The 22,205-nt window shown below is 43.0% G+C and carries 20 protein-coding genes; 13 read left to right on the top strand and 7 right to left on the bottom strand.

Annotated elements, in window-relative coordinates; all coding sequences use genetic code 11:
- Window positions 1-17: 17 nt before the first annotated feature.
- Window positions 18-1,751 carry an ABC transporter ATP-binding protein gene (locus BMI76_RS08500; protein WP_075347144.1) on the top strand — a complete coding sequence of 578 codons (1,734 nt, stop codon included), beginning with the start codon at window positions 18-20 and terminating at the stop codon, window positions 1,749-1,751.
- Window positions 1,748-3,493: an ABC transporter ATP-binding protein gene (locus BMI76_RS08505; RefSeq protein WP_075347145.1), complete on the top strand. Its 1,746-nt coding sequence runs from the start codon at window positions 1,748-1,750 to the stop codon at window positions 3,491-3,493. The genes BMI76_RS08500 and BMI76_RS08505 overlap by 4 nt, the downstream gene beginning before the upstream one ends.
- A gap of 56 nt (window positions 3,494-3,549) precedes the next feature.
- Here the strand turns inward: BMI76_RS08505 and BMI76_RS08510 are convergent, their stop codons facing one another.
- The 4 genes from BMI76_RS08510 to BMI76_RS08525 form a co-directional block, all read right to left on the bottom strand.
- Window positions 3,550-5,265, bottom strand: coding sequence for a phospho-sugar mutase (locus BMI76_RS08510; RefSeq protein WP_075347146.1), 1,716 nt, complete (start codon window positions 5,263-5,265; stop codon window positions 3,550-3,552).
- Between the two features lie 94 nt (window positions 5,266-5,359).
- A complete protein-coding gene (locus BMI76_RS08515; protein ID WP_075347147.1) occupies window positions 5,360-5,932 on the bottom strand; it encodes an ECF transporter S component in 573 nt (190 codons plus the stop codon).
- 74 nt (window positions 5,933-6,006) lie between these two features.
- Window positions 6,007-6,546 carry a phosphopantothenoylcysteine decarboxylase gene (coaC, locus tag BMI76_RS08520; RefSeq protein WP_075347148.1) on the bottom strand — a complete coding sequence of 180 codons (540 nt, stop codon included), beginning with the start codon at window positions 6,544-6,546 and terminating at the stop codon, window positions 6,007-6,009.
- The gene (locus BMI76_RS08525; protein ID WP_075347149.1) at window positions 6,539-7,225 is read right to left on the bottom strand and encodes a phosphopantothenate--cysteine ligase; all 687 of its coding nucleotides are present in this window, start codon (window positions 7,223-7,225) and stop codon (window positions 6,539-6,541) included. The genes coaC and BMI76_RS08525 overlap by 8 nt, the downstream gene beginning before the upstream one ends.
- Before the next feature lie 196 nt (window positions 7,226-7,421).
- On the opposite strand from BMI76_RS08525, the gene BMI76_RS08530 reads away from it, so the two are divergent.
- Window positions 7,422-9,092, top strand: coding sequence for a formate--tetrahydrofolate ligase (locus BMI76_RS08530; RefSeq protein WP_075347169.1), 1,671 nt, complete (start codon window positions 7,422-7,424; stop codon window positions 9,090-9,092).
- Between the two features lie 184 nt (window positions 9,093-9,276).
- Window positions 9,277-10,122, top strand: a complete 846-nt coding sequence (locus BMI76_RS08535) for an alpha/beta hydrolase (RefSeq protein ID WP_075347150.1) — start codon at window positions 9,277-9,279, stop codon at window positions 10,120-10,122.
- A 108-nt stretch (window positions 10,123-10,230) separates the two neighbouring features.
- Here the strand turns inward: BMI76_RS08535 and guaA are convergent, their stop codons facing one another.
- Window positions 10,231-11,784 (bottom strand): glutamine-hydrolyzing GMP synthase, encoded by a 1,554-nt coding sequence (guaA, locus tag BMI76_RS08540; RefSeq protein WP_075347151.1) that lies wholly within the window; start codon window positions 11,782-11,784, stop codon window positions 10,231-10,233.
- A 203-nt stretch (window positions 11,785-11,987) separates the two neighbouring features.
- Between guaA and BMI76_RS08545 the strand changes: the two genes are divergently transcribed.
- The 9 genes from BMI76_RS08545 to radC all read left to right on the top strand — a co-directional run bounded on the left by BMI76_RS08545 (window position 11,988) and on the right by radC (window position 20,720).
- Window positions 11,988-12,686, top strand: a complete 699-nt coding sequence (locus tag BMI76_RS08545) for a GntR family transcriptional regulator (RefSeq protein WP_075347152.1) — start codon at window positions 11,988-11,990, stop codon at window positions 12,684-12,686.
- A 10-nt stretch (window positions 12,687-12,696) separates the two neighbouring features.
- Window positions 12,697-13,329, top strand: coding sequence for a TrkA C-terminal domain-containing protein (locus tag BMI76_RS08550; protein WP_075347153.1), 633 nt, complete (start codon window positions 12,697-12,699; stop codon window positions 13,327-13,329).
- A gap of 122 nt (window positions 13,330-13,451) precedes the next feature.
- Window positions 13,452-14,657 (top strand): glycine betaine/L-proline ABC transporter ATP-binding protein, encoded by a 1,206-nt coding sequence (locus BMI76_RS08555; RefSeq protein WP_075347154.1) that lies wholly within the window; start codon window positions 13,452-13,454, stop codon window positions 14,655-14,657.
- Between the two features lie 2 nt (window positions 14,658-14,659).
- Window positions 14,660-16,390: an ABC transporter permease/substrate binding protein gene (locus BMI76_RS08560; RefSeq protein WP_075347155.1), complete on the top strand. Its 1,731-nt coding sequence runs from the start codon at window positions 14,660-14,662 to the stop codon at window positions 16,388-16,390.
- Between the two features lie 110 nt (window positions 16,391-16,500).
- Window positions 16,501-16,833: a putative DNA-binding protein gene (locus BMI76_RS08565; protein WP_057490846.1), complete on the top strand. Its 333-nt coding sequence runs from the start codon at window positions 16,501-16,503 to the stop codon at window positions 16,831-16,833.
- Between the two features lie 27 nt (window positions 16,834-16,860).
- Window positions 16,861-18,408 (top strand): signal recognition particle protein, encoded by a 1,548-nt coding sequence (gene ffh / locus BMI76_RS08570; RefSeq protein ID WP_075347156.1) that lies wholly within the window; start codon window positions 16,861-16,863, stop codon window positions 18,406-18,408.
- Between the two features lie 131 nt (window positions 18,409-18,539).
- On the top strand, window positions 18,540-19,220 hold the full coding sequence (locus BMI76_RS08575; RefSeq protein ID WP_075347157.1) for a SatD family protein: 681 nt from the start codon (window positions 18,540-18,542) through the stop codon (window positions 19,218-19,220).
- A complete protein-coding gene (locus tag BMI76_RS08580; RefSeq protein ID WP_075347158.1) occupies window positions 19,213-19,944 on the top strand; it encodes a DUF3307 domain-containing protein in 732 nt (243 codons plus the stop codon). Before BMI76_RS08575 ends, BMI76_RS08580 begins: the two co-directional genes overlap by 8 nt.
- 95 nt (window positions 19,945-20,039) lie before the next feature.
- The gene (gene radC / locus BMI76_RS08585) at window positions 20,040-20,720 is read left to right on the top strand and encodes a DNA repair protein RadC (RefSeq protein ID WP_075347159.1); all 681 of its coding nucleotides are present in this window, start codon (window positions 20,040-20,042) and stop codon (window positions 20,718-20,720) included.
- Here the strand turns inward: radC and BMI76_RS08590 are convergent.
- Both BMI76_RS08590 and BMI76_RS08595 read right to left on the bottom strand, forming a co-directional pair.
- Window positions 20,717-21,418 (bottom strand): gamma-glutamyl-gamma-aminobutyrate hydrolase family protein, encoded by a 702-nt coding sequence (locus BMI76_RS08590; RefSeq protein ID WP_075347160.1) that lies wholly within the window; start codon window positions 21,416-21,418, stop codon window positions 20,717-20,719. The genes radC and BMI76_RS08590 overlap by 4 nt on opposite strands.
- A gap of 17 nt (window positions 21,419-21,435) precedes the next feature.
- Complete coding sequence (locus BMI76_RS08595) at window positions 21,436-22,089, bottom strand: redox-sensing transcriptional repressor Rex (RefSeq protein ID WP_075347161.1); 654 nt, start codon at window positions 22,087-22,089, stop codon at window positions 21,436-21,438.
- Window positions 22,090-22,205: the final 116 nt, after the last annotated feature.

The raw sequence follows: 22,205 nt of genomic DNA on the forward strand, positions 1-22,205 counted from the left end.
AAGAAAGTGAGCTGAGGATGAAACACTTGTTTATTTACTTTAGAGGCTATCTCAAAGAAACCATTCTGGGGCCTCTTTTTAAGCTTTTAGAGGCTTCTTTTGAGCTTTTGGTCCCCTTGGTTATTGCCAGAATGGTCGATCTTTACATCCCTCATAATGATAAAAATCATCTCTATTTGATGATTTTCTTTCTTGTTTTGCTGGCCTTTTCCAATATCATTGTCGCTATTATTGCCCAATTTTATTCTGCCAAGGCAGCTGTGGGTTATTCTAAACAGCTCAGCCGCAGCTTGTTTGAAAAAATCATGCGTCTGCCCAAGGAAAGCCGAGATGAACTGACGACATCAAGCTTAGTAACACGGCTGGTCAGTGATACCTTTCAGATTCAGACAGGGATCAATCAATTCTTGCGTCTTTTTCTGAGAGCACCGATTATTGTCTTCGGCTCTGTTCTAATGGCCTTTTTCATCAGCCCGAGCATTACCCTTTGGTTTTTGCTCATGGTTGTTGTGCTTTTTGCCTTGGTTTATCTGATGTCTGTTGTTGTAAATCCGCTCTATGACAAGATTCGGCGTTTAACAGATAAAATAGTCAGTCTGACACGCGAACAGTTGGAAGGAAGCCGCGTTATCCGTGCCTTTGGCCAGATAGAAGCAGAAGAGCAGCATTTCCAAGCAACCAATCAGGCCTATACAGATTGGCAGATTAAAACAGGTTATATTGCAACTTTAATAACTCCTCTAACCTATCTGGCAGTCAATGGGACCCTTATTGTTGTAATTTGGCAGGGGCAGATAGCTATTGCGGATAATCGTTTAAGCCAAGGGATGCTCATTGCCTTAGTTAATTATCTCCTGCAAATTTTGGTTGAACTTTTGAAGCTGACTATGCTGGTTTCTTCTTTAAACCAAAGCTTTATCAGTGCTCGAAGGATTGTTCAGGTCTTTGAACAAGAAGATGAGGATATAACAGCTTCCTTACCTCTTGATTCAGCAGCTGATGATACCCTTGTCAAAGTCAGCGACATGAGTTTTTCTTACCCTCAGGCAGCTAAAGCAGCCTTAACAGATATTTCGTTTACCATTCACAAACAGGAATTTTTCGGCATTATCGGCGGAACGGGGTCGGGCAAATCCAGTCTCATTCAGCTCTTGCTGCGCCTTTATTCGCCTCAGCAGGGACAGGTAACTGTCTTTAATGGCGGCAGAAGTGCCGCTACAATCAAGGAATGGCGAAATTGGATCAGTCTTGTTCCGCAAAAAGCTGAGCTTTTTAAAGGGAGCATTCGCTCCAATCTGACTCTTGGTCTGGATAAAACAGTAGGAGATGAAGAACTTTGGCAGGCGCTTGATATGGCGCAAGCCAGCGATTTTGTCCGCCAAAAATCCGGACAGCTGGATGCTCAGGTAGAAGCCTTCGGCCGCAATTTTTCAGGCGGTCAGAGGCAGCGGCTGACCATTGCCCGGGCTTTACTGCATGACAGACCCCTGCTTATTTTGGATGATGCTACCTCAGCGCTGGATTATCTGACAGAAGCAAGGCTTCTGGCTGCTATTAGAAAAAATTTACAAAAAACAACCCTTATTATGGTTTCTCAAAGGACCAACAGCCTTGCAAAAGCAGATCGGATTTTGGTCTTAGATCAAGGTAAGCAAATTGCTCTTGCCAGCCACAAAAAGTTACTGGAAACCAGTCCGCTTTATCAGGAAATTCACTATTCACAGCATGCAAAAGAGGAGGGGATTCAATGAAAGCACGAAACAACAGAGATACCCTCAAACGTTTGACAGCCGGCATGCTGCAGCAAAAATTGCTGGTTGGTGCTGCCTTGCTTGGTACCTTTATCCAAGTAGGCTTAACCGTTTATCTGCCGGTATTAATCGGTCAGGCAGTCGATGCTGTCCTTGCTAAAAATGTTGAGGAGCTCCTGCCAACGATTCTGGGGAAAATGATTTTGGTCGTTGCCTTTAACACCTTGATTCAGTGGATTAATCCTCTTATTTACAATCGGCTGGTTTTTGCCTACAGTCAAAAATTGCGTCAAGAACTGATTGAAAAACTCTACCGTCTGCCTTTGTCCTATCTGGACAGTCATTCTGCCGGTGATTTGGTCAGCCGCATGACCACGGATGTCGAACAGCTTTCAAATGGTCTGCTCATGGTTTTTAACCAGTTCTTTGTAGGGCTTTTGACGATTTTGTTCACCATTTTGACCATGGCTGAGCTGGATCTTTTCATGATGGTTCTGGTATTGGCGCTGACGCCGCTTTCTTTATTCGTTGCCCGTTTTATCGCTCAAAAGAGCTATCGTCTTTATCAAAGCCAAACAAAGGCCAGAGGCGCTTTTACGCAGCATATTGAGGAAAGCCTGAGACAGGAAAGTCTCGTTCAAACCTTTAATGCGCAAGAACAGTTCATTGATACCTTTGTCCATCTCAATGATACATATGCCAAATACTCACAGGGGGCCATCTTTTATTCGTCAACAGTCAATCCGGCTACTCGTTTTATTAATGCCTTGATTTATGCATTGTTAGCCGGTATCGGAGCTCTGCGGATTATCAGCGGGAGTTTTACCGTCGGACAGTTAACGACCTTTTTAAATTATGTCACCCAGTACACCAAACCCTTTAATGATATTTCATCTGTCCTGTCAGAATTGCAAAGCGCGCTAGCCTGTGCCGAACGTCTGTACATGATACTGGACGAAGAAGAAGCTAGGGATGAAGGACGACAGGAATTAGACAGTCAATCGGTCAAAGGAGCCATTACTTTTGATGATATCAGTTTTGGTTACAATAGCAGGCAGACCCTGATTAAAAATTTGTCTGTTACTATTCCTCCGGGTTCCAAAGTGGCAATCGTTGGTCCGACAGGAGCCGGCAAATCAACCTTGATTAACTTGCTGATGCGTTTTTATGATTTGCAAAGCGGTCAGATTCTTTTGGATGGAGTACCGATAACAGCCTACAGCAAAGCCTCTTACCGCCAGCAGATTGGTATGGTTTTGCAGGAAACTTGGCTGAAGACGGCTACTGTCCTTGAAAATATTGCTTTTGGCTGGCCCGAGGCCAGCCGTGAACAGGTTATTGCAGCAGCAAAAGCGGCCAATGCTGACTTCTTTATCAGGCAGCTCCCCCAAGGCTATGATACCTATCTGGCGGATGCCGGGGAATCACTGTCACAGGGACAGCGGCAGCTTTTAACCATAGCACGGATTTTTGTGCATATTCCTAAAATCCTGATTTTAGATGAAGCAACCTCATCTATTGACACGCGGACAGAAATTTTAGTCCAGGAAGCCTTTGAAAAACTGATGAAAAACCGAACCAGCTTTATCATTGCTCACCGTCTGTCTACTATCCAAAGTGCAGATCTTATCTTGGTGATGGTAGAGGGCGATATTGTTGAGCAGGGCAGTCACGAAGAATTGATGAAGCAGCACGATGTCTATTATCAGATGCAGACAGCTCAAGAGCATTTCAATGATTAAAAAAAGAGCCTGAGATTTAAACTCAGGTTCTTTCTTTCATCGGATTCAGCCGGTCATTAGCCGACAAAGTCATTGATTTCTTTTTCAATAGCAGCGATTTTACTTTCAGCATCTGACAGGGAACTGCCGACTGTTGCAATGTAGAATTTAATTTTTGGTTCTGTTCCTGACGGACGCACAGCAATCCAAGAATCATCTATCAGAGTATACTTAAGCACATTGCTTGGAGGTGTTGTCAGTTTTTCAACGCCGGCAGCAGTAGTCGCTGTTTGCGCTTGGAAATCTTCAGTTTTGGCGATAGCCGTCGCATTGAACTGACTAGGGCCATTGTCGCGGAATTTATCCATAATCTTCTTGATTTCAGCGGCTCCGTCAACACCTGATAAAGTAACGGAAATAGTCTTTTCAGCAAAGTAGCCGTATTCTTTGTAGATTTCTTCAATGCCATCAGCCAGAGTCAGGCCGCGAGAACGATAGTAAGCAGCAATTTCTGCAACAATAAGTACAGCCTGAATAGCGTCTTTGTCACGTACAAATGGTTTGATGAGGTAGCCGAAACTTTCTTCAAAACCAAACATATAAGTGTGATTGTGATGATCTTCAAATTCCTGAATCTTTTCAGCGATAAACTTAAAGCCGGTCAGGACATTGAACATGGTCGCACCGTAGCTTTCAGCAATCTTGGTTACCAGCTCAGTTGATACGATAGATTTGCAGAGCGCTGCATTGGCAGGCAAAGTACCGGCTGTTTTATGTGCTTCGAGGATGTATTTGGCAATAATAGCACCGATTTGATTGCCTGAAAGATTCTTGTAAGAGCCATCTGCCTGACGGATTTCAACCCCCAGACGGTCAGCATCCGGATCAGTTGCAACCAGAACATCGGCATCCACTTGACGGCCCAGCTCTTCAGCCAGCGAGAAGGCTTCCTGATTTTCTGGGTTTGGTGATTTAACAGTTGAGAAGTCGGCATCTGGAACAGCCTGTGCTTCCACGACTTGAACTGACTCAAAACCGGCCTGAGCCAGCGCACGGCGAGCCAGCATTTCACCTGTACCGTGAAGCGGCGTGTAGACAATTTTCATATCTTTGCCGTAGTCATCAATCAGTTTCTGGTTGATATTAACATCCTTAACTTCTTTGAGGTACTCAGCATCAACGGCTTCCCCAATAACCTCAATAAGTCCAGAAGCTTTGCTTGCTTCCAAATCCGCTAATTCAATAGTAAAGGGATCGTCAATAGCACGGATAAAATCGGTCAGAGCATCAGCATCAGCAGGCGGCATTTGACCGCCGTCTTCACCATAAACCTTATAGCCGTTAAATGGTGCAGGATTATGACTGGCTGTCACCATGATACCTGCAAATGTACCTAAATGGCGCACAGCAAAGGATAGTTCTGGTGTAGGGCGCAGCGATTCAAAAACATAAGCTTTGATGCCGTGCTGAGCCAAAACCTGTGCTGATTCAAAAGCGAATTCCGGAGAGAAGTGGCGGGAATCATAGGCAATAGCGACACCGCGTTTTTTTACGGCTTCGCCCTTGGTTTCGATTAATTTTGCCAATCCTTCAGTTGCTTGGCGGACAACATAAATATTAATGCGGTTAGTACCAGCACCAATATAACCGCGCATACCTGCTGTACCAAATTCAAGATTTGTATAGAAAGCATCTTCTTTAGTCTTTTCATCCATTGCGGACAGTTCTTCGCGAAGATAGGCAGGCAGTTCGGCGTAATCGAGCCATTTTTGATAAGTTTCTTGATAAGCCATAATAATGCAAAGCTCCTTTTTGAAAATTTCCGTTAAATTATTTAACCGCTTTCATTATATCACTTTCAGTAAAAAAAATCACGCTTTCACGTGATTATTTTTTCACTTTTATCAATCGGGGAACAGTGATTGCAGTTAGGGCTGCTGAGATGATTAATTCTGCGATAGAATTTGCAGAAATAATACCAGCCAGCATGGCCTGAATATTGCCGCCGTACACCGAAGCAAAGAAAACAAAAATGCCAGTCAGAACAAAAACGGTGTTTGTCACTGACCCTACAGCACCAGCTAAAACAAGCCCCAAGCGGTTTTGCATCAGCTTATAAACAAAATAGGGAAAAATCCCAATGAGAATTCTGGGAACCAGAGCCACAATCAACGATTTAAAATTGCCGTTTTCTACAAAGGGTGAAAAAAGATAGCTGGTCGGCAGTAAAATAATACTGTTGTTGACAACACTGATAACTCCCATTAAACCGCCTAAAATTGCTCCGATGCGGGGGCCGTAAACGATAGAAGCAATAATAACGGGGATGTGAACAATCGTTGGTTTAATCGGAACCGGCCACAGGTTAAAAACAAAACTGGAAAGCAAGTGAATAATCAGCATAACCGCAAAAAAGATAGCAATAACAGCGATATCAGATGATTTTCTTTTTTTGTTCATGAGTTCTCCTTAAAATGATAGATATTTTAAGTATACAAATTTACGGTCAATCTAGCAAGCTTTTCTGCAAAGTTCTACAAGGAGTCCTCTACTTTTTGAATAATGGTATCCAGATCTGCCAGAGCTCCGCGGCCGACATCACCGCAGGCCAGAAGGCTTGAGCGAGGCTCTATTTCCTCATAGCCGAATTGTTTAAGCATGTCCATATTGTACTGGGTGGCGGGATTGTCATACATCTTGGTATTCATGGCAGGAGCAAATAGTTTTGGAACTTCCGGCGGCAGGGCTAAAGCGACACTGCTTACCATATTATCAGCAAAGCCATGAGCTAAATGAGCGATAGTATTAGCAGATGCCGGCGCCAGTAAGAATAAATCAGCCTTTTTGGCCAGTTCAATATGATTAACAGCCTGAGGATCGTCTTCTTTCATCACATCAATATGGACGGGGTTTTTTGACAGGACCTGCAAGGTTAAGGGTGTGATAAACTGCGCCGCCGCTTCGGTCATTAAGACAGTAACATTGTAGCCTAATTTAGTCAGCTGATGGCTTAGATCAGCAGCTTTATAGGCTGAGATGCTGCCAGAGACAGCTAAGAGTATATTTTTAGTCATGATCAGTTACCTTCTCAAAAATTAAATCAGCAATTTCAGCCTTTGTCTGTGCTTTATAGGCATTAGTTTCATCCAGCAGATAAGCCAGATGCTGTTCAGCTGAAATGTGGGTCAAATCATTAGCCAGAACATAATCCATTTGATTAGTGTTCAGACTGCTGCGTGCCACCTGAAAGAGCTCTTTTTTATCAACATCGACCAAAAGTTTAAAACCGATTAACTTTATAGCTGGATTCCACTGTTTGACCATGCTGATAACTTTCGGCGTCTTTTTTAGAAAAAGCACTTGATAATCTGCCTGAGATGAGATTTTAGTCTGTGTATTTTCTTTGGTCAAAAACTGAGCCAGATTGTCAGCCTTCTCAACTTCTTCGAAATCTGTCATGTAAACAGGCGTATAATCAGATACCGCCATGCTGTGAATTAAGACATCGTGCCTTTTGACCAGGGGTTCTAAAGTTTCAATCAAATCAGCAACCGTTGAGATCTCTACAATAGACAGACCTTCTTGTTTAGGAGGTTTTACAGCAGAAGGAGCAGTAACTAAGGTTACCTGGTGCTTTGCTGCCAGAAAGCGCTCTGCTATTTGTTTGCCCAAACGGCCTGTTGAGTGGTTGGTAATACCCCTTACTCGATCAATTTTTTCGGTAGTCCCGCCGGACGTAATCAAAATTTTCATAGTGTTATTTTACTGTAAATTTAAGATTTAGTAAATTAAAAAAATTGTTAGAAAAATTCTGCTTAAAACCGATTAACAGTTAGAATAATTATTAGATTCAACATAAAAACCGAACGTTATGAATTATCCATCTAAATAAAGTGCGTTTTTTATTATTCTTTGTTATAATAAAGAAAAAATATGGATGGGAGCCATCATGAAAACGGATATTGAAATCGCACAAAGCACAGAACTGCAGCCAATTGCAGATGTTGTCAAAAATTTGGGAATTGATTTTGATGACCTTGAACTTTACGGTAAATATAAGGCCAAACTGACTTTTGATAAAATTAAAGCAGTTGAAAAAAATGAACCCGGGAAACTGATTCTGGTGACTGCCATCAATCCAACTCCGGCAGGTGAAGGAAAATCAACTGTCACCATTGGATTGGCCGACGCTCTCACTAAAATCGGCAAAAAAGCGATGATTGCTATTCGGGAACCTTCTCTAGGACCCGTTATGGGAATCAAAGGCGGTGCGGCCGGCGGCGGTTATGCTCAGGTGCTGCCCATGGAAGATATCAATCTGCACTTTACAGGTGATATGCATGCCATCACCACTGCCAATAATGCCCTAGCAGCGCTTATTGATAACCATCTGCACCAGGGCAATGAATTAGGAATTGATCAGCGCCGCATCATCTGGAAGCGTGTGGTGGATTTAAACGACCGTGCTCTTCGTCATGTGACGGTGGGCTTGGGCAGTCCTGTCAACGGAATTCCGCGTGAGGATGGTTTTGATATCACTGTTGCTTCTGAAATCATGGCTATCCTTTGTCTGGCAACAGACCTTGAAGATCTTAAAAAGCGTCTGTCCGATATCGTTATTGGTTACCGTTATGACCGCACTCCGGTTTATGTCCGCGACTTGAAAGTTCAAGGAGCGCTGGCCCTGATTCTGAAAGATGCCATTAAGCCTAATTTGGTACAAACGATTTACGGCACACCGGCCTTTGTTCACGGCGGGCCATTTGCCAATATCGCTCATGGCTGTAACTCTGTCCTTGCAACCTCAACAGCCCTTCGTCTGGCTGATTATACGGTAACAGAAGCTGGTTTCGGAGCTGACCTTGGTGCTGAGAAATTCCTTGATATCAAAACACCAAATCTGCCAGCAAATCCTGATGCCGTTGTTATCGTCGCAACTATTCGTGCGCTTAAAATGAACGGCGGTGTGGCTAAGGATGCCCTCGGTCAGGAAAATACAGAAGCTGTCAAAGCAGGTTTTGCCAATCTGGCACGTCACGTTGAGAATATGCGCAAATACGGCGTGCCAGTAGTAGTAGCCATCAATGAATTTGTCACAGATACGGCGGAAGAAATTGCTGTTTTACGCGAACTGTGCGCCGAAATCGACGTTCCTGTTGAGTTAGCCAGTGTTTGGGCTGACGGAGCCAGCGGCGGAATTGATTTGGCGGAAACGATTGTCAAAACAATCGATGAGAAGCCAGCCAACTATAGGCGCTTGTATGACAATAATTTATCCGTTGAAGAAAAAATTACTAAGATTGCCCGTGAAATCTACCGTGCTGATAAGGTTGTTTTTGAAAAGAAGGCTAAGACACAAATTGCCCAGATTGTTAAAAATGGCTGGGATAAATTACCGATTTGTATGGCTAAGACTCAGTACAGCTTTTCTGATGACCCGACTCTTTTGGGTGCACCAACTGGCTTTGAACTTACCATCCGTGAATTGGTTCCCAAATTAGGAGCCGGCTTTATCGTCGCTTTGACAGGTGATGTCATGACCATGCCGGGACTCCCTAAAAAACCGGCAGCGCTGAACATGGACGTTGCAGCTGACGGAACGGCCCTTGGCCTATTCTAAGAGAACAATGAAGAACATTTAAATTAGGAGAGTGACCACATCACTCTCTTTTTCCCTTTAAAGAAGATAAGGGCGTGCGATTAACCCGTTTTTGTGATTTTAAAGGATTTGAAACATCATTTTGCCCAATTTTTCTGAAAAATATGATAAAATAACGACTTAAATTAATAAAGAAAGCAGTAGAATGAAAAAGAAACAGTTACTTATCGGCTTAATGGCAGCTCTCGCAGGGATTTTGGCTCTTTTTGCCTATCAAAGTCTAGCCCATCCTCTCAATAAAGCTGATTATATTCAGTCCAGAACACCGACCATTTTCTTTCATGGTTATGGAAGCAGTGCCCGTGCAGAAACACATATGGTGAATGCCGCTAAAAATGCCGGTGTCACAAAAACGGTTATTCGCGCCAATGTTGACCGCAAAGGACAGGTTGCTTTGGTTGGGAAGATTCCTGAAAATGCCATTAATCCGATTGTCAAGGTCAATTTTGCGGACAACCGCAACACAGATTATGCAGCTGACGGCCGCTATACTAAGGCCGTTGTCAGCAAGCTGCAGGCTGTCTACCACTTCAAAAAGATGAATATGGTGGGGCATTCCATGGGGAATATGGCGATTCATTTTTACCTGCTGGCCAATGCTCAAAATGCAAAGCTTCCTCAGCTGCAAAAGCAGGTAGATATTGCCGGACATTTTAATGGCATCAAAGGTTATGAGCTGCCTGAGGGACTGACAGTAGACAGCAAAACCGGACGTCCCAATAAGATGACCGCAGCTTATAAACGTTTGCTGAAACTGCGAAACTGTTATCCTAAAAATCAGGTAGATGTTTTAAATCTGTACGGAGACATAGGAGATGGTTCTGATGGATTAGTTACCAATGAATCTTCTCGCACGCTGAAATACTTGATTGTCGACAGAGCAAAATCGTATAAAGAGCATCGCTTTAGCGGCAAATTAGCCAGTCACAGTAAACTTCACGAGAACCCTCAGCTCGATAAAGTGCTTATCCGGTTTCTCTGGGGGAAATAATCATGACCGCCCGTCTAACGGGTGGTTTATTTGTCTCGCTTCGAAGACATGACAAAAAGGCAGAACATTTTGTCCTGCCTTTATAACTATAAACTGAAAAACAGTATCTTATTCCCACTCAACCGTTGCCGGCGGTTTGCTGGTGATATCGTAGACAATGCGGTTGACGTGGTCGACTTCATTGACGATGCGAACGGAAATTTTTTGAAGGACATCCCAAGGAATACGGGCGAAATCGGCTGTCATACCATCGATAGAAGTGATGGCGCGAATAGCAATAGTGTAGTCATAAGTTCGTCCGTCACCCATGACACCGACCGAGCGGACGCCGGTATTGACTGTGAAATACTGCCAGATATCTCTGTTTAAACCTGCTGCAGCGATTTCTTCACGAAGAATCGCGTCGGATTCGCGGACGGTTTCTAATTTTTCTGCGGTAATTTCTCCCATGACACGGATAGCAAGACCCGGTCCCGGGAAAGGCTGACGCCAGACAATTTCATCAGGCATACCGAGGGCAGTGCCCAGCGCTCTTACTTCATCTTTAAAGAGTGTGTTCAAGGGTTCGATTAATTCAAACTGCATATCTTCAGGCAAACCGCCGACATTATGGTGTGATTTGATGGTTTGAGCTGTTTCAGTACCCGATTCGATAACGTCTGTGTAAAGTGTTCCCTGAGCAAGGAAATCAACGCCTTTGAGCTTGCTGGCTTCGTCATCAAAGACATAGACAAATTCATTGCCGATAATTTTTCGTTTCTTTTCGGGGTCTTCAACACCGGCTAAAAGCTCCAAAAAGCGTTCTGAAGCGTCAACACGGATGATATTGAGTCCGAATTTGCCGCCGAGCATTTCCATAACCTGATCGCCCTCACCTTTACGAAGCAAACCGTGGTCAACAAAAATACAAGTCAGCTGGTCACCAATAGCACGCTGCAAAAGAACACCGACGACAGATGAATCAACTCCGCCTGAGAGCCCTAAAAGAACCTTGCGGCTGCCTACCTGCTCGCGGATTTTTTGGATTTCCATATCGATGAAATTATCCATGGACCAATCTCCCTTGCCGCCGCAGATATCAAGGGCGAAATTACGCAGGATATCATTGCCGTAAACAGAATGGCGGACTTCAGGGTGAAATTGGATGCCAAAAATTTTCTTATCGGTATTTTCAATAGCAGCATAGGGGCAGTCTGTAGAGTCCCCTATCAACTGGAAACCCTGAGGAATTTCGGTAACCGCATCGCCGTGGCTCATTAAAACAGTCTGCTCTGCAGGAGTTCCTTTAAAAAGCTCTGAATCAGCCGCTAAACGAAGAAGGGACTGACCGTATTCGCTGTTGCCGGTCTGACCAGCTGGAACCACTTTGCCGCCAAGTTTATCTGTCAGCAGCTGCATTCCGTAGCAGATTCCAAGAATGGGAATGCCAAGTTCAAAAATACCCTCATCAATTCCAAAAGCATTATCAGCATAAACAGAATTTGGCCCCCCGGATAGGATAATACCGATGGGATTGATAGCCCGAACTTCATCGGCTGTAATCTTGTGACTTCTCAGTTCTGAGAAGACACCAAATTCACGAATGCGCCGGGCAATAAGTTGATTGTACTGACTGCCGTAGTCAAGCACAATGATTTTTTGAATGTCTTTAATGTCAGTCATTGTCTCCCTTTCTTTTACTGTTTTGCTAGGCCGGCTAGCAAAGACATAATCACTTTATTTTAGCATAATTTGCAGGATTTGACAGCCAATTTTCAGAAAAAACCTTGCCAAATCAGCTCGCTCAGCATTCGAGAGCTTTTGCAAAAGGCCTGTAAATTTGGTAACATTAGTACAAAACCGTTTTATGTGGACAAGGAGAGAGCATGCTACCAGCTTATATTCGGATTCATGATCAAATCAAAAAAGAAATCGATGAGGGACTGTGGAAAATTGGTACCCGTCTTCCCAGTGAACGCGATCTGGCAGACCGTTTTGAAGTCAGCCGGATGACGCTCAGGCAGGCTGTAACGCTGCTTGTTGAGGAGGGGATTTTAAAGCGCCGTGTAGGAAGCGGCACCTATGTCGCCAGCAGCCGCGTTCAGGAAAAGATGCGGGGAACGACCAGTTTTACTGAGATTGTCAAATCGCAAGGAAAAATACCCTCAACTAAAGTCGTTTCATATAAGCGGGTACACCCGAGCGAGCAGGAAATTAAATTTTTGGATGTGAAGCCAAATGCCTATGTAATTCGAATGGAGCGGGTACGCTATGCCGATGACATCCCTGTCGTCTTTGAAGTAGCAGCTATCCCTGAAAAAATTATCAAGAATTTCAAAAAAGAAGAAATTACCAAGCACTTCTTTCAGACTCTGACAGATAACGGCTTTGTCATCGGTAAGAGCCAGCAGACTATTTCGGCCAGCAATGCCAGTGAAACAACTGCTGATTATCTGGCGATTCCGCGCGGTCATGCGGTTTTAAGCCTGACACAGATTTCTTTTTTTGAGGATGGCACTCCCTTTGAATATGTTCGCAGCCAATATGTTGGCGATCGTTTTGAATTTTATTTAGAAAATAAGTAGAGCAGGTGCAATGGCAGCAAAAGAAAAAATGGTCAGCAATCCCCGCTATCAAAAAGTAGCTCTTGGGATTGCTCAACGAATTGTTGATGGTAAATTTCCTCTGGGTCAAAAATTAAAATCCCGTTCGACCCTCTCCAGTTATTTCAATGTTTCTCCAGAAACTGCCCGAAAGGCGATTAATGTGCTGGCTGATTTAGACATCGTTTCAGTCAGGCAGGGAAGCGGAGTTATTGTTGTTTCAAGAGACAAAGCCATCGAATTTCTGGAGCAGTTTGAGGCTACTTCGGGTTTACGGGAGATTAAGCAGAATATTCAAGTTAGTTTAAAAAAACAAAAAGAAGAACTGGAAGCGATGAATAAGATGGTTGAGGTCTTTTTATCACAGGCCAGTCTGATTCGCAAGAAATTTCCCTTCGAACCTTTTGAATTAGTTCTTAACAGTGACAGTGCTAATCTGGGCAAAAGTTTAGCAGATTTAAATTTATGGCATCAAACGGGAGCAACAGTCGTAGCTCTGAAAAGCCAAGAAGAGCTGCTTTTGTCGCCGGGTCCCTATGCCACCGTCAGAAAGGGCGACACCCTCTACTTTGTCGGCGATGACCGGTCTTTTTCCCGCATGAAAAATCTTTTTGACATCTTATGACACAATAATTTAATAAACATTGCAGGCTTCTGCCTGCCTTTCTCTTTGACATACTGACCATATAACTATATAATAGTGTGGTCAGTTGATTTTTGGAAATAGATTAGAAATGAGGGATATACTTGAACAAACTTGAAGTCAAGCATCTCACCAAAATTTTTGGTAAAAAGCAAAAAGCAGCGCTTGAGATGATCAAACAGCAAAAAAGCAAGACAGAGATTTTAGAACAAACAGGCGCTACAGTGGGGGTCTATGATGTCAGCTTTGATGTCAAAGAAGGTGAAGTTTTTGTCATCATGGGACTTTCTGGATCAGGTAAGTCAACCTTAATCCGACTGTTAAACCGCCTTATTGAACCTTCTTCAGGAGATATCTATATCAACGGCAGCGATATTTCCAAGATGAATGCCGAAGAGCTCCGTGAGGTTAGACGGCATGCACTGAATATGGTTTTCCAAAACTTTGGTCTCTTTCCTCACAAAACGATTTTAGAAAATACAGAGTTTGGCTTGGAGCTAAGAGGTGTTCCTAAGGAAGAGCGGGTTGAACTAGCTGAACGTGCTCTTGATAATTCCAACCTGCTGGCTTTTAAGGACCAATATCCTAATCAGCTCTCCGGCGGTATGCAGCAGCGGGTTGGATTGGCGCGTGCTCTGGCCAACGATCCGGAAATTCTTTTGATGGACGAAGCTTTCTCAGCTTTGGATCCCTTGATTCGTAAGGAAATGCAGGATGAACTTTTGGACTTACAAGAGAAGGTTCAAAAGACAATCATCTTCATTACTCACGATTTAAATGAAGCTCTGAGAATCGGCGATCGTATTGCCTTGATGAAGGATGGGCAAATCATGCAGATTGGTACCGGGGAAGAAATTTTAACCAAGCCTGCTAATGATTTTGTCCGTGAATTCGTTGAAGATGTTGACCGTTCTAAAGTGTTAACAGCTCAGAATATCATGATCAAGCCGCTGACAACTCTTATTGGAGTTGACGGTCCTCAGGTGGCCCTGACCAGAATGCACAATGAAGAAGTCAGCATGCTGATGGCTACTGACCGACGCCGTCAATTGGTAGGCTCGGTTACCGCAGAAGCTGCTATCGAAGCAAGACGCAAAGGAGTTCCTTTGGCAGATGTCGTTGACCGCGATGTGCGGACAGTTTCTAAAGATACTGTTATTACGGATATTATGCCTCTGATTTATGATTCAGCTGCACCAATCGCAGTTACGGACGATAATAATCGGCTTTTAGGTGTCATTATCAAGGGCCGCGTTATTGAAGCTCTGGCTAACACAAAAGAGGATGCAGAAGAAGGAGGGGAAGAATAGTTTTGAATGCACTTTTAATAGGAAAATTACCTGTTGCTCAATGGATTGAAGCTTTTACCAACTGGCTGACGCATACTTTTTCTGGATTATTTAGCTTTATCCAGTTCGTTGGTAACTTTATCATGGACGGGATTACAAATACCCTGTCATTTATTAATCCTTTGCTCTTGATTGCTTTGGTGACAGTTGCCGCCTTTTTCTTAGCCGGAAAAAAATGGACGCTGCCGTCATTTACCCTGATCGGCCTGCTCTTTATCTATAATCAGGGCCTCTGGGGAGATCTGATTAATACTTTCACATTGGTTTTGGTATCTAGTTTTGTTTCCATTGTTATCGGGATTCCTTTAGGAATTTGGATGGCAAAGAACAATACCGTTAAGCAGGTGATTAATCCTGTTTTGGACTTCATGCAGACCATGCCGGCCTTTGTTTACCTGATACCAGCCGTAGCTTTCTTTGGCATTGGTATTGTTCCGGGGGTATTTGCTTCTGTTATCTTTGCTTTGCCTCCAACCGTTCGCTTTACCAATCTTGCCATTCGTGAAATTCCGACAGAGCTGATTGAAGCAGCAGACGCTTTCGGCAGCACCCCCAGACAAAAATTGTTCAAGGTTGAGCTGCCTTTAGCCAAAAATACAATTATGGCTGGTGTCAATCAAACGATTATGCTGGCACTTTCCATGGTTGTCACAGGTTCCATGATCGGAGCTCCCGGTCTTGGCCGCGGTGTTTTATCTGCCCTGCAGCACGCTGATATCGGATCGGGCTTTGTCAATGGTCTTGCTTTGGTTATCTTAGCTATTATTATTGACCGCTTCAGCCAGATGGCCAATAAAAAAGTAACAGATGCCAAGCAGAAATCTTCAAAAGCCAACACATACGTTGCTGTCGCAGCTCTTGCCTTATTTGTATTTGCCGCTCTGGCACGCCTATTTGTGCAAGGAGACTCAGCAGGTGCCGGACAGACCGTCAAATTGACCTATGTTGAATGGGACTCAGAAGTCGCTTCTACTAATGTATTAGCCCAAGTTTTGAAAAAACAGGGCTACAAAGTAGAGATGACCCCGCTTGACAATGCTATTATGTGGCAGTCAATCGCCAAAGGTGAAACCGATGCCGCAGTTAGTGCCTGGCTGCCCAATACACATGCAGACCAGTACAAAAAGTATAAGCAAGATATTGTTGATTTAGGAGCAAATCTAAAAGGTGTCAGACTTGGACTTGCTGTACCAACTTATATGAAAGATGTCAACAGCATCGAAGATTTGAGCGATCAGGCTGATAAAAAAATTACGGGTATCGAACCAGGTGCCGGTATTATGAAAGCCGCCCAAAAAGCTCAGAAATCCTATAGCAACCTGTCTGGCTGGGAGTTGGTTTCTTCTTCGACAGGAGCGATGACAACCAGTCTGGATCAAGCTTATAAAAATAAAAAAGAAATCGTTGTAACTGCTTGGTCTCCTCACTGGATATTTGCCAAGTATAAGCTGAAATACTTAAAGGATCCTAAAAAAGACTTTGGCAGCGAGGAAAATATCCACTCAATTACTCGGAAGAATCTGAAAAAAGATATGCCTAAAGTCAACAAGATTATTGACCGTTTCAATTGGACACAGGACGATATGGAATCTGTCATGCTTGATATTAATAAGGGGATGTCACCTGAGAAGGCAGCTAAAAAATGGGTGAAAAACCATCCTAAAAAAGTTGCTTCTTGGACAGACAGTAAATAAGTTCAGCTGTTATGAATAATAACAATAAAATGAGATTAGGAAGTGTTCTAATCTCATTTTATTTTCCTCGCCAGATGATTTTAGGGCTCAAATATGATAAAATAAAGCTTATGGAAATTGAAAAAACCAATCGTATGAATGCCCTTTTTGAGTTCTATGCAGCGCTGCTGACAGATAAGCAGATGAACTACATTGAGCTCTATTACGCTGACGATTACAGTCTTGCTGAAATCGCTGAGGAATTTAAGGTCAGCCGCCAGGCAGTCTACGATAATATCAAACGGACGGAAAAAATCTTAGAAGATTATGAAATGAAACTGCACATGTATTCTGACTATATTGTTCGCAGTGAGATTTTTGACGATCTGCTGGACAAGTATCCTGAAGATGCTTATCTACAGGAAAAGATTTCTGTTCTTATCAGTATTGACAATCGAGATTAATATTTCCAACAATAAGGAGAAAATGAAATGGCTTTTGAAAGTTTAACCGAACGCCTGCAGGGTGTTTTTAAAAATTTGCGCGGCAAGAGAAAACTCTCAGAAAAAGATGTTCAGGAAGTGACTAAGGAAATCCGTCTGGCTCTTCTTGAAGCAGACGTGGCTCTTCCGGTTGTAAAAGATTTCATCAAGCGTGTGCGTGAGCGCGCTATCGGGCATGAAGTTATTGATACTCTTGATCCATCACAGCAAATCATTAAAATCGTTGATGAAGAGCTGACAGCGATTCTGGGATCTGAAACATCTGAACTGGAAAAGTCTCCTAAGATTCCGACAATCATTATGATGGCCGGACTCCAAGGAGCTGGTAAGACAACCTTTGCCGGAAAACTGGCCAATAAACTGGTCAAGGAAGAAAATGCCCGGCCGCTGATGATCGCTGCAGATATTTACCGGCCGGCTGCCATTGACCAATTGAAAACTCTCGGTCAGCAAATCAATGTCCCTGTTTTTGAAATGGGAACAGAGCATACAGCCGTTGAGATTGTAAGAGCAGGTTTGGCTCAGGCCAAAGAAAATCGAAATGACTATGTCTTAATCGATACAGCAGGACGCCTGCAAATTGACGAAAAGCTCATGGCTGAGCTGAGAGATGTCAAAGCGCTGGCTCAGCCCAATGAAATTCTCTTGGTTGTTGACAGCATGATCGGTCAGGAAGCTGCCAATGTAGCTCGGGAATTCAACAATCAGCTGGAAATAACCGGTCTGGTTCTGACCAAGATTGACGGCGACACACGCGGCGGTGCGGCTCTTTCTATCCGTCAAATCACTGGCAAACCGATCAAATTTACGGGTACTGGTGAAAAGATCACCGACATTGAAACCTTCCATCCGGATCGGATGTCTTCGCGTATCTTGGGCATGGGTGACCTTTTGACCTTGATTGAAAAGGCCAGTCAGGACTATGATGAGCAAAAATCGGCAGAGCTTGCTGAAAAAATGCGCGAAAACACCTTTGACTTTAATGATTTCATTGATCAGTTAGATCAGGTGCAAAATATGGGCCCCATGGAAGATATTCTCAAAATGATTCCGGGAATGGCCAATAATCCGGCACTTGCTAATGTTAAGGTTGATGAGCGCGATATCGCCAGAAAACGTGCCATAGTATCGTCAATGACACCTGCTGAACGTGAAAACCCAGATCTTTTGACACCGAGCCGCCGCCGCCGTATTGCAGCAGGTTCTGGCAATACTTTTGTTAACGTCAATAAATTCATCAAGGACTTCAATCAGGCTAAAAAAATGATGCAGGGCGTCTTGTCTGGTGATATGAACAAAATGATGAAACAAATGGGACTTAATCCTAATAATATGCCTAAAAATATGGATACATCAGCTCTCGATGGAATGATGGGACAAAGCGGAATGCCCGATATGTCAGCTCTTGGCGGCAATATGGATATGAGTCAGATGTTTGGCGGCGGCTTCAAAGGCAAGGTCGGAGAATTTGCCATGAAACAATCCATGAAAAAAATGGCTAAGAAAATGAAAAAGGCTAAGAAAAGAAGAAAATAAGGGCTCAAATGCTTCTTGAAACCGGCAGTACCTCTGGCGGAATTTTCCCTGAAACAGCTATTTCTTAAAATTTCCGTTATAACAGACATTTTTAATAATTTCCGTTATAATAGACATTATAAGGAGGGACTATGATTCATATAGCGATCATCGGAGATATTATTGCTTCACGAGAAATAAAAGATCGGTCCGAAAGCCAAGAGAAGCTTCAAGATATTTTAGATCGGGTCAATTCTCGCTATAAAGCTGTACTGGAATCTCCATTTACCATAACAACGGGTGATGAATTTCAGGCCTTACTGCGTCCCAATAGACATGTTTTTCAGATTGTTGATGATATTGCCATGGGATTTCGGCCCTATCAAATTAGATTTGGCATTGGAGCAGGCAGTATGCTGACGGCAGTCAATCCCAAACAAAGCATCGGGTCAGATGGCCCGGCTTACTGGCATGCCAGAGCTGCCATTGATTACATCCATGACAATAATGATTACGGCAGCAACCATTTATCGGTAGCTTTAGATGATAAAAAAGCAGCCCGGCAAATCAATGCTGTTTTGGCTGCCTGTGAATTTATTAAATCAAAATGGACAGCTACTCAGGCAGAACTGCTTGAGGCACTGCTGCACCAAGGAATTTATGAAGAAAAGTTTTCTAATAAAGAGATGGCCAAGGTGCTTCATTTAAGCCCCAGCAGCTTTAACAAGCGTCTCAAATCCAGTGGTTTAAAAATTTACCTGAGAAATAAAAAGGCAGCTGCAGATTTATTGCTGGGTGCTATTGAAAGTGAAGGAGAGGCGGCGAATGATTAATTTAAATCTTGTATCACATTTTCTGTCGCATAACCCTATGCTGACCTTGCTCTTCCTTGCTCATTTTTTAGCTGATTTTCAATGGCAGAGTCAAAAAATGGCAGATTTAAAATCTCGTGATTGGCGGTATTTGGCCAAACATCTTTGCATTGTTGCCCTGCCTTTGATTTTGATTAGTCTGTGTATTCCCCAATCCTTTGGTTTGGCTCTGTTGGTCTTTGCCAGCCATGTCGTTATTGATAGTGCTAAGTTCCTGCTCTACCCTTTTTACCATAAGCGGCAATTAGATAAGGCTATTTTTCTTCTTGATCAAGCTCTGCATCTTTTAATGATAACTGCGCTCTATCTTTTTAGCGAACAAATCACAGTAGGATGGCTAAACGATATTCGGTACGGCCTTAAGTTAATTTTGTTTGTGGTTCTTATTACCAAACCGGTCAATATCATCTTTAAGCTATTTTTCAGCAAATATCAGGTCAAAACTGTCAATGACGATGAAACCATTACAGGCGCAGGAGCAACCATTGGTTTGCTGGAACGCTTGATCATGGGAATATTTCTTCTATTTGGCCAGTTTGCTTCTATCGGTTTGGTTTTTACGGCCAAGTCGATTGCGCGTTATGATAAAATTTCTAAAAATCAGGCTTTTGCAGAATACTACCTCATAGGTTCTCTATTCAGTATTATCAGTGTTTTGGCAGCATATGCCCTTTGCTTAATATAATCAAAAAGATTTCTATTTCCGCACAATAGAAATCTTTTTAATTATGTTTGGAAAACGCATGGATGAATACGAATAATAGTAGTGGAGGTATCCATATGTATAGTATTGAATTCACAAAAGAAGCTCTGCTGCCGCGGGAACGTCTGCTGACCTACGGTCCTGAAAGCCTCAGCAATCAGGAGCTGTTGGCTATTATCCTGAGGACTGGTACCAGGAAAGAGCATGTTTTAAATTTATCCAATAATATTTTAGAGCGTTTAGACAGTATCGCGGACTTTCATACCCTATCAATCGAAGAACTGCAGACTATTGCTGGAATCAGCCAGTTAAAATCAATAGAAATCAAGGCCATTCTGGAATTCTCCAAAAGAATCAATCAGTCAGAATATAGTTTTAAAGAGCGCATTTTAAGCAGCGAACGCTTAGCCAAAGTAATGATGGCTGAGCTGGGTGACAAGAGACAGGAGCATCTGGTGGCCATTTATCTTGATACGCAGAACCGTATTATTAAAAAGAAAATTATCTTTATCGGCAGTGTCAGGCGCTCCGTTGCCGAGCCCAGAGAAATTCTGCACTATGCTTGCAAAAGCATGGCAACTTCGCTGATTGTCGTTCATAACCATCCCTCAGGCTCAACCTATCCCAGTGAAAATGATCTGGTATTTACAGAAAAAATAAAACGATCCTGTGATGATCTGGGAATCGTTTTTTTGGATCATATTATAGTTGGAAAAAAGGAATACTACAGCTTTCGTGAGGAAACAGATCTGATCTAAAGTTCTTTAACAACATATTTAAAAAGTTTTCGATCTTCCTCGCGCGATTCAAGCAAGAGTTCGGGATGCCACTGAACGCCCAAAAACGTTATGTCGGGATTGGTGGACATCACCGCCTCAATAGTATCATCAGCAGGATCATAGGCAATAACTTCCAAGTCGTCAGCCAGCTGCCTGATACTCTGATGATGAAAAGAGTTGATAGAAGTAGAAGTCCCGTAAATTTTTTCCAGATCAGTCCCGGTCTTTACCAGCATGTTTTGGCTGAGATAATCACTGGGTTTATCCTGCCAGTGGTGCTCAATGTCTTGATTAAGGGTTCCGCCCAAAGCGATATTCATCAGCTGTGTTCCCCTGCAGACAGAAAAAATTGGCTTTCCCTGTTTAATGGCTTCTTCAACAAGAGCAAATTCGAACAAATCACGCGCTAGATAAAAATCATCGTCACTGGCGTCTTTTTCTTCCCCGTAAAAAACAGGGTCAACATTTTGACCGCCTGTTAAAATGAGCTTATCAACCATGGAAACATAAGCTGCAGCAAAATCCGGCTCACTTATAGGAATAACAAGCGGAAGGCCGCCAGCCTCCTGTACTCCCTTGACGTAGCCGGATGGTGTATAGGACCACAGTATATCAGGAAATTTCGCATGAGATCTTTCATTGCCCGATATACCGATAATTGGTCTGGGTTTGGTCATAGACCCTCCTTACTTTGTCAGTTCTTAGCATTTTTTTCTTGATTCATAAAATATAATAGCGTCTGTAATTCGCTGGTCAAATCAACATACTGAGCGACGACTCCTTTTGGAAGCGACAGATGAACAGGGGAAAAACATAGAATACCTTTGATACCGGCTTCAACTAAAGTATCGGCAACTTCCTGAGCCTTGCTGCTGGGAACCGTTAAAATAGCCGTCTTAACGTCTGTTCCGACCAGCTTATCCTTGATGCTGGAAATACCATAAATAGGAATACCGTCATCTGTCCGCTTGCCGACCTGCTCATTATCATCAGTATCAAAAGCCATGGCAATTTTCATCTTATTGCGCTCGTGGAAACGATAGTGGAGAAGAGCACGGCCGATATTACCGACGCCGACAAGCAGTACATTAGTCGTAGAGGTGTCGTTGAGAATATCTGCAAAAAAATTCATTAATTTTTTGACATCATAGCCAAAACCGCGACGTCCCAGCTCACCAAAATAAGAAAAATCCCGGCGGACTGTTGCTGAATCGATACCAATTGCTTCAGCAATCTGCTTAGAACTTGCCTTTTCAATATTTTCTGAATGGAATCGTTTAAAAATACGATAATAAAGTGATAGGCGTTTAGCTGTCGCTTTAGGAATAGATTTGTCAAAAGTAACCATACATGTCTCCTTTGCTATGTAATACTATTTTAAAAAAAGATTGTGAAAATTGCAACATCTTTTCTTTAAACTGGATATAAGTTTTTCTTATAAATGGGTTTCAATTTTACTTATAT

It is taken from the genome of Streptococcus sp. 'caviae' (genome assembly GCF_001937065.1).
Taxonomy (GTDB): domain Bacteria; phylum Bacillota; class Bacilli; order Lactobacillales; family Streptococcaceae; genus Streptococcus.

Excerpts from the sequence above, each read along its gene's own strand:
- BMI76_RS08525 (WP_075347149.1), bottom strand. The coding sequence starts at position 7,225 with ATGAAAATTTTGATTACGTCCGGCGGGACTACCGAAAAAATTGATCGA.
- BMI76_RS08535 (WP_075347150.1), top strand. The coding sequence starts at position 9,277 with ATGAAAAAGAAACAGTTACTTATCGGCTTAATGGCAGCTCTCGCAGGG.
- BMI76_RS08515 (WP_075347147.1), bottom strand. The coding sequence starts at position 5,932 with ATGAACAAAAAAAGAAAATCATCTGATATCGCTGTTATTGCTATCTTT.
- BMI76_RS08565 (WP_057490846.1), top strand. The coding sequence starts at position 16,501 with ATGGAAATTGAAAAAACCAATCGTATGAATGCCCTTTTTGAGTTCTAT.
- BMI76_RS08510 (WP_075347146.1), bottom strand. The coding sequence starts at position 5,265 with ATGGCTTATCAAGAAACTTATCAAAAATGGCTCGATTACGCCGAACTG.
- BMI76_RS08545 (WP_075347152.1), top strand. The coding sequence starts at position 11,988 with ATGCTACCAGCTTATATTCGGATTCATGATCAAATCAAAAAAGAAATC.
- BMI76_RS08590 (WP_075347160.1), bottom strand. The coding sequence starts at position 21,418 with ATGACCAAACCCAGACCAATTATCGGTATATCGGGCAATGAAAGATCT.
- BMI76_RS08595 (WP_075347161.1), bottom strand. The coding sequence starts at position 22,089 with ATGGTTACTTTTGACAAATCTATTCCTAAAGCGACAGCTAAACGCCTA.
- BMI76_RS08530 (WP_075347169.1), top strand. The coding sequence starts at position 7,422 with ATGAAAACGGATATTGAAATCGCACAAAGCACAGAACTGCAGCCAATT.
- radC (WP_075347159.1), top strand. The coding sequence starts at position 20,040 with ATGTATAGTATTGAATTCACAAAAGAAGCTCTGCTGCCGCGGGAACGT.
- BMI76_RS08575 (WP_075347157.1), top strand. The coding sequence starts at position 18,540 with ATGATTCATATAGCGATCATCGGAGATATTATTGCTTCACGAGAAATA.
- BMI76_RS08550 (WP_075347153.1), top strand. The coding sequence starts at position 12,697 with ATGGCAGCAAAAGAAAAAATGGTCAGCAATCCCCGCTATCAAAAAGTA.
- ffh (WP_075347156.1), top strand. The coding sequence starts at position 16,861 with ATGGCTTTTGAAAGTTTAACCGAACGCCTGCAGGGTGTTTTTAAAAAT.
- BMI76_RS08500 (WP_075347144.1), top strand. The coding sequence starts at position 18 with ATGAAACACTTGTTTATTTACTTTAGAGGCTATCTCAAAGAAACCATT.
- guaA (WP_075347151.1), bottom strand. The coding sequence starts at position 11,784 with ATGACTGACATTAAAGACATTCAAAAAATCATTGTGCTTGACTACGGC.
- coaC (WP_075347148.1), bottom strand. The coding sequence starts at position 6,546 with ATGACTAAAAATATACTCTTAGCTGTCTCTGGCAGCATCTCAGCCTAT.
- BMI76_RS08505 (WP_075347145.1), top strand. The coding sequence starts at position 1,748 with ATGAAAGCACGAAACAACAGAGATACCCTCAAACGTTTGACAGCCGGC.
- BMI76_RS08580 (WP_075347158.1), top strand. The coding sequence starts at position 19,213 with ATGATTAATTTAAATCTTGTATCACATTTTCTGTCGCATAACCCTATG.